Source organism: Bradyrhizobium sp. MI1.10, from assembly GCF_055811035.1.
This window is the reverse complement of the sequence record NZ_JBVVPN010000014.1, coordinates 74,335-86,718: the sequence shown is the minus strand read 5'-3', so window position 1 is coordinate 86,718 and position 12,384 is coordinate 74,335. Positions and strand designations below refer to the sequence as shown.

General features: G+C 62.9%; 14 protein-coding genes. 8 read left to right on the top strand and 6 right to left on the bottom strand.

The genetic code is table 11. From position 1 onward, the window contains the following. Positions 1 to 78: 78 nt before the first annotated feature. Entirely contained in the window at positions 79 to 444 is a 366-nt protein-coding gene (locus AC0L3K_RS16665; RefSeq protein ID WP_473366384.1) for a VanZ family protein, read from the top strand. A 43-nt stretch (positions 445 to 487) separates the two neighbouring features. Here AC0L3K_RS16665 and AC0L3K_RS16660 read toward each other — a convergent pair whose 3' ends face one another. Together AC0L3K_RS16660 and AC0L3K_RS16655 are read right to left on the bottom strand one after the other, a co-directional pair. Continuing rightward, positions 488 to 934, bottom strand: coding sequence for a CHRD domain-containing protein (locus AC0L3K_RS16660; protein ID WP_473366383.1), 447 nt, complete (start codon positions 932 to 934; stop codon positions 488 to 490). Between the two features lie 138 nt (positions 935 to 1,072). After that, complete coding sequence (locus tag AC0L3K_RS16655; RefSeq protein ID WP_473366382.1) at positions 1,073 to 1,357, bottom strand: hypothetical protein; 285 nt, start codon at positions 1,355 to 1,357, stop codon at positions 1,073 to 1,075. 239 nt (positions 1,358 to 1,596) lie between these two features. Between AC0L3K_RS16655 and AC0L3K_RS16650 the strand changes: the two genes are divergently transcribed. Then, positions 1,597 to 1,746 (top strand): hypothetical protein, encoded by a 150-nt coding sequence (locus tag AC0L3K_RS16650; protein WP_473366381.1) that lies wholly within the window; start codon positions 1,597 to 1,599, stop codon positions 1,744 to 1,746. A 6-nt stretch (positions 1,747 to 1,752) separates the two neighbouring features. Next, positions 1,753 to 2,745: a UDP-glucose 4-epimerase GalE gene (gene galE, locus AC0L3K_RS16645; protein WP_473366380.1), complete on the top strand. Its 993-nt coding sequence runs from the start codon at positions 1,753 to 1,755 to the stop codon at positions 2,743 to 2,745. Positions 2,746 to 2,785: 40 nt separating this feature from the next. Here galE and AC0L3K_RS16640 read toward each other — a convergent pair whose 3' ends face one another. Continuing rightward, complete coding sequence (locus AC0L3K_RS16640) at positions 2,786 to 3,244, bottom strand: hypothetical protein (protein WP_007595548.1); 459 nt, start codon at positions 3,242 to 3,244, stop codon at positions 2,786 to 2,788. A 624-nt stretch (positions 3,245 to 3,868) separates the two neighbouring features. Between AC0L3K_RS16640 and AC0L3K_RS16635 the strand changes: the two genes are divergently transcribed. Further along, positions 3,869 to 4,540 carry a hypothetical protein gene (locus AC0L3K_RS16635; RefSeq protein WP_473254576.1) on the top strand — a complete coding sequence of 224 codons (672 nt, stop codon included), beginning with the start codon at positions 3,869 to 3,871 and terminating at the stop codon, positions 4,538 to 4,540. A gap of 18 nt (positions 4,541 to 4,558) precedes the next feature. After that, on the top strand, positions 4,559 to 6,709 hold the full coding sequence (locus AC0L3K_RS16630) for a CHASE2 domain-containing protein (protein ID WP_473366379.1): 2,151 nt from the start codon (positions 4,559 to 4,561) through the stop codon (positions 6,707 to 6,709). 35 nt (positions 6,710 to 6,744) lie between these two features. On the opposite strand, the gene pobA is transcribed toward AC0L3K_RS16630, so the two are convergent. Next, positions 6,745 to 7,917: a 4-hydroxybenzoate 3-monooxygenase gene (gene pobA, locus AC0L3K_RS16625; RefSeq protein ID WP_473366378.1), complete on the bottom strand. Its 1,173-nt coding sequence runs from the start codon at positions 7,915 to 7,917 to the stop codon at positions 6,745 to 6,747. Between the two features lie 48 nt (positions 7,918 to 7,965). Here pobA and AC0L3K_RS16620 point away from each other — a divergent pair, with 48 nt between their 5' ends. Together AC0L3K_RS16620 and AC0L3K_RS16615 are read left to right on the top strand one after the other, a co-directional pair. Next, on the top strand, positions 7,966 to 8,871 hold the full coding sequence (locus tag AC0L3K_RS16620; protein ID WP_473366377.1) for a helix-turn-helix domain-containing protein: 906 nt from the start codon (positions 7,966 to 7,968) through the stop codon (positions 8,869 to 8,871). 361 nt (positions 8,872 to 9,232) lie between these two features. After that, positions 9,233 to 9,844: a LabA-like NYN domain-containing protein gene (locus AC0L3K_RS16615; protein ID WP_473254572.1), complete on the top strand. Its 612-nt coding sequence runs from the start codon at positions 9,233 to 9,235 to the stop codon at positions 9,842 to 9,844. An 18-nt stretch (positions 9,845 to 9,862) separates the two neighbouring features. Here AC0L3K_RS16615 and pcaG read toward each other — a convergent pair whose 3' ends face one another. Continuing rightward, the gene (gene pcaG, locus AC0L3K_RS16610) at positions 9,863 to 10,489 is read right to left on the bottom strand and encodes a protocatechuate 3,4-dioxygenase subunit alpha (protein WP_473366376.1); all 627 of its coding nucleotides are present in this window, start codon (positions 10,487 to 10,489) and stop codon (positions 9,863 to 9,865) included. A 4-nt stretch (positions 10,490 to 10,493) separates the two neighbouring features. Then, positions 10,494 to 11,282 carry a protocatechuate 3,4-dioxygenase subunit beta gene (pcaH, locus tag AC0L3K_RS16605; RefSeq protein WP_473366375.1) on the bottom strand — a complete coding sequence of 263 codons (789 nt, stop codon included), beginning with the start codon at positions 11,280 to 11,282 and terminating at the stop codon, positions 10,494 to 10,496. Positions 11,283 to 11,377: 95 nt separating this feature from the next. On the opposite strand from pcaH, the gene AC0L3K_RS16600 reads away from it, so the two are divergent. Next, positions 11,378 to 12,307: a LysR family transcriptional regulator gene (locus AC0L3K_RS16600; protein WP_473366374.1), complete on the top strand. Its 930-nt coding sequence runs from the start codon at positions 11,378 to 11,380 to the stop codon at positions 12,305 to 12,307. The last annotated feature ends 77 nt before the right edge of the window (positions 12,308 to 12,384 follow it).

The following is a 12,384-nucleotide window of genomic DNA, read 5'->3' as shown; positions in this document are numbered from 1 at the left end:
GGGCGCCCTGCTCAATCAGCCTTAACGATACTCTCATCTTTCAACGCGGCCTGGCTCCGGTCCGGCTATGGTCGTCCAATGCGCCGAAACCACCTTATCGCAGCCGCAGGAATCTGCTTCGCGCTCATCGTCTATGCCACGCTTGCGAGACTGGCGGGGAGACCCGTGCTTATCGGTCATCACGAGGCTTATTGGGTCGTCGTGATCGAGCGCTTCAGCGCCTACGGGTTGCTGGGATTTCTTTTGTCCTTCCTGTTGCCCGGTCGGCTCACTCTCGCATGCGCGCTTGTCGTGGCGGTCGCAATGGGACTCGAAATCCTGCAAGCAATGACGCCCGATCGTGACCCGGGTTTCCTGGACGTGCTGCAAAAAGCAGCAGGCGGGACCGTCGGGGTCCTCCTCGCTCAAACAATCCTGGCCTTCTTACCGAGACCGCCCTCCTGAGCAGATGCCGGGTCTGCGCGTCCGCATCGGGAAGTTACCGTCCTTATTTTATCATTTGTCCGCGTAGTTCACCGCCCGGGTTCGCGGCCGTATGAATGTTCGCGTACCATTTCCCGGCCAGCAGATCCGCAGCCTGAGCTTCCGTGAGTGTTGCGCTCCCCTGAATCGGACTTTGCACCGTCTTGAACGGCAGCACGATGCCGGCGTTCTTGCCGGGCTCCACGGGGCCATGGAAATGTGCCCCCATGACTGGCCCGGTCAAGCCGGAAAAGCTGACCGTATAGGTGAGGGTCTTCGCCTCGGTATCGTAGGTCGCCTCGGCGTTGCCTGTTCCAGGCGAGTTGTTCGGAGGCACTTCATTGCTGCCTTTTAAATCGGCCTGCAACTTCACAAGCTCTGCGTTTGCCGTTGCGGTTGTCATGATGATCAGCCCGCCCAGCATCGCCGCTCCCAACAGTGTCGCGTAGCCTCGATCGCTGTCGTTCCTCATGGCATCCTCCTACAGGCTCTGCGGCCCGCTGCGGTTAACCCGGCCCGCAATGGAAAATCCGGATGGAGATTTATGCCTGATTCGGAACAAGCATCGCGAGAATCTCGGCTCCTCGTGCCCGGAGCGTGCATGCGGGGGCTAAGCCGACCAGCGCCGGCCCTGGAACTGGTTCGGCGACAGGAGTTCTGCCATCTGGCGATGGGTGGCCTGGAGCGCCTCGATGGCGCCGTCCAGATCAAAACCGGCGTCCCGGACAGATGCGAAAAATTTAGCCGTCAGCGCCAGATCGAGCTTAACGCGGGTTGCGCCATCGCGGCTTTTGCGGCGGTCAAGTGACAAATGGATGGCCCGCATTCTGGCCTCGGCAGGCGTGCAGCCACTAAGCCCGGCGAGTTCGTCATAAGTCATCCAGATCTGTGCCATGTTTCAGTCACTCCTTTACTCGGCATCAGCTTATTTTTCGTGCTTAAAGCTTCGGTTGCCGCGATGCGCGCGCCGACCGTTTCGCAATGATAGGGTCAATGCGAGCTAAACGAAGAAGGACAATCGTGGCGAGCCCCCGGTGGGTTGCATACGGCGAAGATCAATCTATGCTCACCAGATCGATCAACTGTCGAACTGAGGCAATCGCATTGGGACAGGTCACTTCGGAAACCCTCTCCTTGAATGATGTCGTGTCCCGTGGTGCCACGCGGCGTGTCCCCGCCTTCGGCAAGCGTTTCGAATGGTTGACGCTTGCGGTGCTCGTGCTGTGTGCCGATTTGGTGCTGGCCGCGGACGCATGGATGATCGTTGATTTCACCTCGAGGTAAGCAGACATGACCGACCGACCGACTGTCCTCGTTACAGGAGGCGCAGGCTATATCGGCTCGCATGCCTGCCGCGCCCTGACCGCGGCCGGCTATCAGCCCGTCGTTTATGACAATCTGTCGACAGGTCATCGCGGGTTCGTCGCCGGCCCGCTGGTAACAGGCGATCTGCTCGACGGCGCCACGCTGGCGCGCGCCTTCGCCGAGCACAAAATCACGGCGGTCATGCATTTCGCGGCGGCGAGCCTCGTCGGCGAGTCCATGACCGACCCGCAAAAGTACTACATCAACAATGTGCAGGGCACGCTGTCGCTATTGCAGGCGATGCGCAATGCGGGCTGCCATCGTATCGTGTTCTCCTCGACCGGCGCCGTCTACGGCAATGCCGATTCCAAGGAACTGCCGGAAGACTTCCCCTGCGCGCCGATCAACCCCTATGGCGCATCGAAGTGGATGATCGAGCGCATGCTCGCCGATTACCGCGCCGCTTACGGCTTCGGCGCGTTCTGCCTGCGCTATTTCAACGCCAGCGGCGCCGATCCTGCCGGCGGCATCGGCGAATTGCGTGACAATGAAACCCATCTCATTCCGCGCGCCATGATGGCATTACAGGGCCATGTCGATTTTGCCGTGTTCGGCGAGGACTACGACACGCCCGATGGCACCGCGATCCGCGATTACATCCATGTCACCGACCTCGCCGCGGCGCATGTTGCGGCGCTGAAGCTGCTGGAACAAGGGCATGCCGGCGGGAGCTTCAATCTGGGCACCGGCTCCGGCTTTTCGGTGCGGGAAATTCTGACTGCCATCAGGCAGGAGACCGGGCGCGAGGTGCCCCACACCATGAAACCGCGCCGCGCCGGCGATCCCACCTATCTGGTCGCCGATCCCTCCGCAGCGCGAAAAGTGCTGAATTTCGTGCCGCGACATTCGGATCTGCCGACTGTGATCCGCACCGCCTGGGCCTGGCACCAGAGGGCTCATCCGCTTAAGCAGCCCTGACGACATCGTCGAAGTCGATCAGGCGGGATGAGACGTGGCCTTATGGTCTATTCCGTTCTGAGCCGAGCGATCCCGGCGCAAACGGATGGCGCGATCGCGAGCGGCCGTCGAGACCCTTGGGCAGCTTGTCGGCGTTGAGCTTCACGACCGCACCTCTGGCCTCAACGGCGGGCACCTCGTCCTGGCTGTAAATCAGCGTCGCCTCGAAGGTCACATCGGGCGCCTGCTCGGCCGTTCCGGAACAGGTCGCCATGGCGCCGCTGCACACGCCCGAGAGCTTGACCTCGACTTCGTCGAGCCCGAACACGGTCGGCGGCCCCTCGGCATGTCGCCGCGTGGTCAGAACCGCCGTGAAGCGCTGCTCGTCGATTCGGTAAGAGCCGCCATACGTGAAGAAGCTGTCGCTGCCGGAGATTCGTCCCTCCGCCAGATGCACGACGCCCGTGCCCTGACCGCGCGGGGTCCTGAACCAGGCCGCATATTTGCCGTCTCTCAGCATGAAAACATCCACCGTAAAACCCAAACGTATTTGCGACCAACTCTGGGGCGCGACAATGACCCGCGCGGGGAGCATTCCGCCACGGTTAACGTCCTGCAAAGCGAGCCAGTCAAATTGCTGCCGACGCGCAGCGACGCGGGCGGGCGCACGTTCCCCCGTGCAGCGGGCAAGAAAGCTGGACTTCGTTGGATACCGCGCTAAAAGCGATCGGCGTGCCGACTTCGTTTGGCAGCTTGCATATGACCGCTCTCAACTCCAACCAGTTCGTGACAGCCAGCCTTCCTGTCGCGATGGGACAAAGTCGTGGAGATCGCGGCCGGTCAACAGACGACGCCGCACCAGAAGACCGAGCCACGCTGGCTCTCATTATCACGCTCGCGCCCATTATAGAGAGTGCAGCGGAGGGCCACCCGGTCGGGGCCGTCCCAGCCGAATGAAATTATCCATCCGGCCAACAGCTTGCCGGCGCACTGTTTTCTCCGGTCGCCGGTTTGAACCTCTTCCTGATAGAGTGCACCAATATCTGAGAGTGATTCCGGTCACACTTGCCTGGGCGTTTCGCTGCTAAGCATCGGGCCTGGACGGGGACCGGGCAAGTATCGGTCGAATTGGATGAGAATTCCCATGAAAAGCCTGATCGGCGCTGTTGTCGGCGCGTGCTGTCTTGCTGCCCCCGCTTTGGCGGAGACCCCGGCCGCCATCGTCGAGGAGGTGCAAGGCAAGGTCGACGGTGTCGCGTTCATGGATTACGTGGCGCCGGGCAAGATCATCAAGCTGGGGCCCAAGGCAACCATTACGCTCAGCTATCTCAAATCGTGCCAGCGCGAGACCATCAGCGAAGGCGTCATCATGGTCGGCACCGAGCAGAGCACCGTGCAACTCGGTGAGGTCAAGCGGGAAAAGGTGCCCTGCGATACCAACGCGGCAAAACTGTCGGAGCGCGAGGCGAACCAGAGTGCCGCGACGACCTTCCGCACCATGCGGTCGGACGCCAAGGGCAGCGCTCCGGCCAAGCTGCCGACGCTCTACGGCGTCGCGCCGTTAGTGCAGGCCAAGAGCGGCAGCACCTTGGTGATCGAACGCACCGATGGCAAGGAGCCCACGATCAGCGTGCCGCTCAAGAGCGAGACGATGGTCGGCGGCAAGTTCTATGACTTCGCCAAGGCCGGGAAGTCGCTGACGCCGGGCGGCAGCTATCTCGCCATCCTCGGCACCAAGCGTTATGCCTTCCAGGTCGATCCCAGCGCCACGTCGTCGCCGACGCCGATCGTGGGACGCCTGCTGCGGCTCGAATAGGCAGCTAGCGACGGGGCGATGCGGCGGATCGGCAGACGGGACATCGTTGCAGCGATCCTGATTGCGCTTCTTGCAGGCGCCGTCGTCACGTCTCCGCCGTTCGAGACGCTGCAGGGCCTGTCGCTCGACATCCTCACGGCACTGCGCGGCAAGCTCGTCGGCGACCACCGCGATCCCGCGACATCACCGGTCGTCGTCGTGGCCATCGACGGCGAGACCTACGACACTCCGCCGTTCAAGGGATCGCCAACGCAGACCTGGACGCGCGAGATCGGCCGGGTGCTCGGGAGTATCAGCGACGGCGGTGCCAAGGTCATCGGCTTCGACGTCATCTTTCCGAGTTCGATCGAGCAGTCGGAGATTCCCTTCGGCGACGCGCCGCTCGGCGACCGTATGAAGGGTTTTGACCGGGACTATCTCATAGCCTTGCGGAAGCTTTCCGACAACGGCAAACTGGTCCTCGGCGAGATCCTGAGCAACGACCATCCGGACGCGCCTTACTCCGCACAGCGATTTGCGGTGAAGAATGCTGTCCGTTCCCTCAACGTCCATACCGACACTGATGACGTGATCCGGCGAATGCCGCTCAGCTTCTCGATCGACGGTAAGCCGGTCCCCACGATGGCGGTCGAGCTCGCCGCGCGCGCGCTCGGTGGAAAGCCCGAGATCGCACCTTCCGGCGCAACCGAATTGTTCGGTTATGCAATTCCGAGCGCCGTGCCGAACACACTGACGCTCAATTTTCGACGACTGGGCCGCGACATTCCGACCTTCTCCTTCGCCGACCTGCGTGCCTGCGTGGAGAAAGGTGACCGCGACTTCTTCCGTCGCGCCTTCGACGGCAAGGTCGTGCTGCTCGGGACCGTCCTCAATTTCGCGGACCGCAAGCTCACCTCGATGCGGCTGTCCGGCGGGTATGACGGAACGCCGGGGCCACGATGCGCCCTGCCCGTCCCGGCGAACACCGCACAGAAGGCTCGCAGCGACATTGCCGGTGTCTTCGTGCATGCCAACGCGGTGCGAAATCTGATCGAACGCGATGCGGTGACCGAGCTCGGCTTTCCACTGCGGAGCATTCTCACCATCGTGTTCGCAGCGATCGTGGCCTGCGCGGCCTGCGTGCTCGCACCGGGTGGCGCACTGATCGCATGGCTCGGCCTCACCGCCGTATACGCCGCTGTGGCCGTCGGTGCATTCGTCCATGCCTTGGCGCTGCCGTTGACCGAGCCGGCACTCGCAAGCCTTGCCGGACTCGCGATGATGATCGGCTACCGTTTCGTGCTGGCCGATCGTGACGAGCGTTTCCTGCGCAGGAGCTTTGCGTTCTATCTCGCGCCCGAGGTGATCGAGACGATGGTAGCCTCCGGCAAGATGCCGGCGCTCGGCGGCGAAATGCGCAACGTCACGATGTTCTTCTCCGACCTGAGCGGCTTCTCCTCCATCGCCGAGACGATGACGCCGGGCGAGCTGGTGACGCTGATGAACGAATATCTCTCCGCCATGACCGACATCATCGAGAGCCATGGCGGTTATGTCGACAAATATATCGGCGATTCCATCGTCGCCATGTTCGGTGCCCCCGCCGACGATCCGGCCCACGCGCGCAACGCCGTTCACGCGGCGCTGAAATGTCACGCAAAGCTGGCGGAGCTCAACGCCGGCAGCGCCGCCTTCGCCGGCCACGGCCTGTCGCACCGCATCGGGCTCAACAGCGGCGAGGCCGTGGTCGGCAATATCGGCTCCCGCCGCCGCTTCAACTACACCGTGATGAGCGACACCGTGAACGTCGCCTCGCGGCTCGAAGGCGCCAACAAATATTATGGCACCGCCATCATGGCGTCAGAAACGACTGTCGCGCAGACAGGCGATACTTTCGCCTGGCGCGAGCTCGACGCCATCAAATTGATAGGACGCGGCGAGGCGATCAAGGTGTTCGAGCCCCTCGCGGACAAGGGCACGGAGAGTGCCGGGCAGACGAAGGTTGCCGCCGCGTATGCGGAAGGGTTGGCGTGCTGGCGGGCAAGGGAGTTTGCGAAGGCGGCTGATGCGTTCGGGCGAACGGCGGAAATGGATCCGGCGTCAGCGCTTTTTGGCAAGCGCGCGACTGCGCTCGCTACAAATCCACCGGGGTCGGATTGGACGCCGGTGAATATTCTGGAAGGAAAGTAGCGCAGCGTCGCACCGCTTTTCGGGTCCACTCCACGCTAGAACGGCAGTCCCACATAATTCTCCGCGAGCAGGCGCTGTGCCGTCTCAGACGAAAGGAGATATTCCAGCTCCGTCTGCTGGAGCCGGTCCTCGTATTCGAGCCGGTCGGGGAAGCGATGCAGCAGCATCGTCATCCACCACGAGAAGCGTTGCGCCTTCCAGATCCGCGCCAGCGCCTTGGCGGAATAGCCCTGGAGCCCGGAATCATCGTCGTTCTGATAGTGCGCGAGCATGGCGTGGTAGAGATAATAGATGTCGGAGGCGGCGCTGTTCAGCCCGCGCGCGCCGGTCGGCGGCACGATGTGGGCGGCATCGCCGGCGAGAAACAGGCGACCGTAGCTCATCGGCTCGGCGACGAAGCTGCGCAACGGCGCGATGCTCTTTTCGATGGACGGTCCCGTGATCAGGCGGCCGCCGACCTCGTCCGGCAGACGACGCTTCAGCTCGGCCCAGAACGCATCGTCGCTCCAGTCCTCCACCTTGTCGGTGAGCGGCACCTGGACGTAGTAGCGGCTCAGCACTTGCGACCGCAAGGAACACAACGCGAAGCCGCGCTCATGTTTCACATAGATCAGCTCCGGCGACACCGGTTTCGTACGCGACAACACGCCGAGCCAGCCGAACGGATAGATCTTCTCGTATTCCCGCAGCACGTCCTTCGGGATCGACTTGCGGCTGACGCCGTGAAAGCCGTCGGCGCCGACGATATAATCGCAATCGACTCGGACGGTCTCGCCATTCGAACGATAGGTCACGTAAGGACGGTCCGAGGTGAGATCATGCGGCGTCACGTCCTCGGCATTATGCACGACGTTGCCGCCGAGGCGGTCGCGCGCCTCGTAGAGGTCGCGCGTCAGCTCGGTCTGGCCGTAGACCAGCACCGAGTTGCCGCCGGAATGCTTGTAAAGATCGATCTGGGACAGCACCCCATCATGGGCGATCTCGAATCCCTTGTGGATCTCACCCTCGCGGTCCATCCGCTCGCCGCACTGAGCCTCGCGCATCAGCCTGGCGAAGCCGTGTTCGAGCACGCCGGCACGGATCCGGGCAAGCACGTGGTCGCGGCTGGATTTTTCCAGCACGACCGTGTCGATGCCCTTGAGGTGCAGGAGCTGGGACAACAGCAGCCCGGAGGGCCCGCCGCCGATGATACAGACCTGAACTTTCATTTTTGCGTCCTCCTCTGCACTTTCTTGCAGATTCAGCGCCGCTGACCGATGGAGGCTTTCGTCTTTATCTTGTACTATTCGAACATGAGACGCGCAGCCCCCGCCCCGGCGATCCGGGTCTACAATTTGTTCGGCGAGTCCGGCGATCTGCCCGATGTCGTGCATTGCGAGACGATTGCCTCGCGCTCGGTGCTGCACGACTGGACGCTGGCCGTGCACCGCCATGCCCGGCTGCACCAGGTGCTGCTGATCGAGCGCGGCGGCGGCGAAGCCACGCTCGACGGGCGCGTGGTGCAGCTGAAGCCGATGCAAATCGTGAACGTGCCTGTCGGCCACGTCCACGGCTTCCGTTTCGTGCCAGATACCCAGGGCTGGGTGCTGACCATCGCCGCGGAAATATTGGACGAAGCGCTGCTCGTCTCCGAAGGACTGCGCGGTGCCTTGTCGCACTCGGCCGTGATACGCGGCACGCCGCAGATCCGGACCACCATGAAGCAGATCTTTGCCGAACACGCCGCGCGCGATTTCGGCCGAGCGCATGTGCTGCGTGCACTCTCGGCAGCCATGATCGGGCTGGTGGCCCGCGCACTCACTGGCGAGAGCGGAGGCAACGGCACGGCTGAAAGCGGACTATTCCGCCGCTTCGAGGCGCTGCTGGAACAGCATCATCTGGAACGCTGGAGCGTTGCGGACTATGCGGGCGCGCTGTCGATCACGACGACCCATCTCAACCGGGTAACGCGGACGGCAACCGGCGACACCGCCTCGCACCTGATCCTCAACCGGCTGATCCGCGAGGCGCGGCGCAACCTCGTCTACACCAATTTGCCGGTCTCGACGATCGCCTATGCGCTGGGTTTCGAGGACCCCGCCTATTTCAGCCGGGTCTATGCCGCCGCCACGGGCGTGTCGCCGCGCGCCTTTCGCGCGCAGCTCCACGGCGAGGAAGGCTGACAAATCGGCCGATCGATCAGGCGCGCCTGTGGTCGAAGGCCACGCTGGGAACCGCAATGGCCTTTGTTGCCAGCGCTGCCACTTAACCTTCGTATATGGGGCCCTATCCTTTGGATAGGCGCCCTTTACCTCAGTACAATTGAGTAGGGAATGCGCGCGCCTTAGCCTGGCTGCATTCGGCGCCCTGGCGCCGGTGGGCATTGTATCCTCCCTAACCTGGGCGCAAGACGGCCGCCCCTGTCCGGTCGTCTGCGCTGCTTTTTCGGCAAGCCATCGGTGGCTTCAATGTTTTTCCGGCCGACACACCGCCCCCGGCGGTTGGACCGGCCACCTTTCGCGTACAACTGGAGATTTGTGCATAATGTCTTCGATTGAGAAGATCGCACTCTTTATCGATGGCTCCAACCTCCATGCCACCTCCAAGGCGCTCGGCTTCGACATCGACTACAGGCGACTGCTCGGCGAATTCCAAAGCCGAGGTGCGCTGTTGCGGGCCTTCTACTACACGACCGTCGTCGAGGATCAGGAGTATTCGTCAATCCGTCCGTTGATCGATTGGCTCGACTATAACGGATACACCGTCGTCACGAAACTCACGAAGGAATTCGTCGACGCCATCACCGGCCGCCGCAAGGTGAAGGGCAGCATGGATGTCGTCCTCGCCGTAAATGCGATGGAACTCGCCGAGCACGTCGATCAGATCGTGTTGTTCTCGGGCGATGGGAATTTTCGTTCGCTGGTGGAAGCCCTGCAACGCCTCGGTGTCCGCGTGACGGTCGTCTCCACACTCTCCACTCAGCCAGCCATGGTCGCCGACGAGCTGCGCCGACAGGCGGACATATTCATCGATTTGGCAGAACTGCAACCAAAAGTGGGGCGCGATCCGGCCAATCGGCCGGGATCGCGCGAGATGCGTCAGTCACCGCAATTCCGCGCGCGCGTAGCGATCGATCGCGGCGACCAGGTGGAGTGAACCTTCGGGCGGCGGCTCTCACACGTCGAAGAACACCGTCTCTTCCGGCCCCTGCAAATTGATCGTGAAGGAATACACGATCTTGCCAGCGCGTTCGCTGCGCTTTGCGATCAGCGTCGAGCGCCGGACCGGATGCTCGATCAGGTTGAGCACGGGGTCGGCGGCGTTGGCGGCCTCTTCGTCCGAAAAATAGAGGCGCGTGTTGAGACCGATGTTGATACCGCGCGCGACAATCCAGACATTGATGTGCGGCGCGCCTTTGCGGCCCGTCTTGTCGATGATCGCGCCCGGCTTGATGGTCTCGAAGGTGACGAGACCGCTCTCGAAGTCGGAGCCGCCGCGGCCCCAGCCACGAAATTCCTCGTCCAGCGAGCCGATTGACCGATCAGCCGGATGGTTGTAGCGGCCCGTCGCGTTCGCCTGCCAGATCTCCAGCAGCACGTCACGCAGCGGCGTGCCGCTGCCGTCGATCACCTTGCCCTCCAGCGTGATGCGTTCGCCTTGCGTGTTCGGCGTCACCAGCACATTGGAGAAGTTCCTCTCGAAAATGTCGAATCCGGCCATGGCCGGGATCAACCCGATATGCACGTAGGGCCCGGCCGTCTGCGAGGCGGTTTCCTTGAGGTAGTTGAGCGGCTGCGGCATGGACCTAGTTCCCTGCGGTGCGATTTTCAAAGTAAGTGGAGCGCCGGCCGCGCAAGACGATGTCGAAGCGGTAGGCGAGCGAATCGAACGGAGTCGATGCATTGAGGTCGAGCGGCGCGACGAGGCGCTCCAGCGCATCCTTGTCCGGGATCGTCGTCAGGATCGGGCAGACCGGGATCAGGGGATCGCCCTCAAAGTACATCTGGGTGATCAGACGTTGTGCGAAGCCCGAGCCGAACACCGAGAAGTGGATGTGAGCGGGACGCCAGCTGTTGACGTAGTTGCGCCACGGATAGGGCCCCGGCTTCACGGTACGGAAATAATAGTAGCCGGTGTCGTCGGTCAGTGCGCGACCGCAACCGCCGAAATTCGGATCGATCGGCGCCAGATACGTGTCTTTCTTGTGCCGGTAGCGACCGCCGGCATTGGCCTGCCAGAACTCGACCAGCGTGTTCGATACGCCGCGGCCGGTCTCGTCCAGCACGCGGCCGTGGACGATGATGCGCTCGCCGACGGGATCGCCGTCCTTGGCGTAGTTGCGGATCAAATCATTGTCGAGCGGGCCGAGATCGTTGTGCCCGAACACCGGCCCCGTGATCTCCGAGACCGAAGTCTCAAGCGACAGCAACGCGTGGCGCGGCGAACGCAGCACCGAGGATTTATAGCCCGGCGCGTGCGCCGGCGGATGCATGGAGCGGTCGCGCTGGAAGAAGCCGCCGTCACCGAGCGGCGGCGTGAACGGCTCGGGGCGGTTGAGGCGGGGATCCCGCAAGGCTGGCGCCTGGGCATGCATCGGCGTTGTCTCTCCCTGAAGAGCTCCCGTTGGGGCGCACGATTTATCGGGACATAATGGCGCCGGCTATTCTCAAGATAAATAGATCGATTATAATGAATTCCATGAAGAAAATCGATCATTTGGCTCTCGATGGCCACGCGCTGGAGCTGTTCCTGGCCGTGCTGGAAGAAGGCTCGGTGACGGCGGCCGCAACGCGGCTCGGCCTGACGCAATCCGCGGTCAGCCACGCCCTGAACAAGCTGCGGCGGATCGTCGGCGATCCGCTGTTTGCCAAATCCGGCCGCGGCATTGTCGCCACGGCGCACGCCCAGGCGCTCGCGGCAAAGGCGCGGGCGCTGATCGACGAGATGCGGAGCTTTGCCGGCGGCGTTACGTTCGAGCCGGCGGGCGCGCAGCTTTCGCTGACAATCGCCGCGAACGACTTCCAGCGCGACCTGCTGCTTCCGCGGTTCTTCGATCATGTCGCAGCGCAGGTGACGAGCCTGAACCTGCGCGTGATCCCCTCGCAGTCGCCCTCGCCGGCGATGCTCCGGGAAAACCGCTGCGACCTGCTGATCACGCCGCTGCCGCCATCCGGCGTGGACATCGTGCAGAAGCGCCTGCTGCAGGACCATTACGTTTGTTACTACGACCCCAAAGCCCGTGCTGCGCCGGCTACGCGCGGTGCCTATCTCGCGGCGCACCACATCACGGTGGTCTACACTGACAATGAGCGGCTCGACTTCGATCGCCGGCTTGCAGCCAACGGCTTCCACCGCGACATCGCGATCTCGGTGCCGAGCTTCTCCGGCGTGCCGTCCTTCCTGCGTGGCTCGCAAATGCTGGCGAGCATGCCGAGCCTGCTGGCGCCCGGCGTCATGCACGGCTTCGCGCAGGTGCGGATTCCGCTGGCCTCGCGCACGCGAACCCTAGCCGAGCTGCCGATGTTCATGGTCTGGCACCAGCGCTATCAGAAAGATCCGGCCCACCGCTGGATCAGGAACCAGCTCGAGATCATCGCGGCGACGGCCGCGGGCCGCTGAACACCCCGGCTGCGGCGCATAAGCCACACCCAAGTCCTGTGTGATTCCGCAAGGAAAACGCCGCCTTCGCGAACCAG

Coding starts and splice junctions, on each gene's coding strand:
- AC0L3K_RS16665 (WP_473366384.1), top strand. CDS start 79: ATGCGCCGAAACCACCTTATCGCAGCCGCAGGAATCTGCTTCGCGCTC.
- AC0L3K_RS16660 (WP_473366383.1), bottom strand. CDS start 934: ATGAGGAACGACAGCGATCGAGGCTACGCGACACTGTTGGGAGCGGCG.
- AC0L3K_RS16655 (WP_473366382.1), bottom strand. CDS start 1,357: ATGGCACAGATCTGGATGACTTATGACGAACTCGCCGGGCTTAGTGGC.
- galE (WP_473366380.1), top strand. CDS start 1,753: ATGACCGACCGACCGACTGTCCTCGTTACAGGAGGCGCAGGCTATATC.
- AC0L3K_RS16640 (WP_007595548.1), bottom strand. CDS start 3,244: ATGCTGAGAGACGGCAAATATGCGGCCTGGTTCAGGACCCCGCGCGGT.
- AC0L3K_RS16635 (WP_473254576.1), top strand. CDS start 3,869: ATGAAAAGCCTGATCGGCGCTGTTGTCGGCGCGTGCTGTCTTGCTGCC.
- AC0L3K_RS16630 (WP_473366379.1), top strand. CDS start 4,559: ATGCGGCGGATCGGCAGACGGGACATCGTTGCAGCGATCCTGATTGCG.
- pobA (WP_473366378.1), bottom strand. CDS start 7,917: ATGAAAGTTCAGGTCTGTATCATCGGCGGCGGGCCCTCCGGGCTGCTG.
- AC0L3K_RS16620 (WP_473366377.1), top strand. CDS start 7,966: ATGGAGGCTTTCGTCTTTATCTTGTACTATTCGAACATGAGACGCGCA.
- AC0L3K_RS16615 (WP_473254572.1), top strand. CDS start 9,233: ATGTCTTCGATTGAGAAGATCGCACTCTTTATCGATGGCTCCAACCTC.
- pcaG (WP_473366376.1), bottom strand. CDS start 10,489: ATGCCGCAGCCGCTCAACTACCTCAAGGAAACCGCCTCGCAGACGGCC.
- pcaH (WP_473366375.1), bottom strand. CDS start 11,282: ATGCATGCCCAGGCGCCAGCCTTGCGGGATCCCCGCCTCAACCGCCCC.
- AC0L3K_RS16600 (WP_473366374.1), top strand. CDS start 11,378: ATGAATTCCATGAAGAAAATCGATCATTTGGCTCTCGATGGCCACGCG.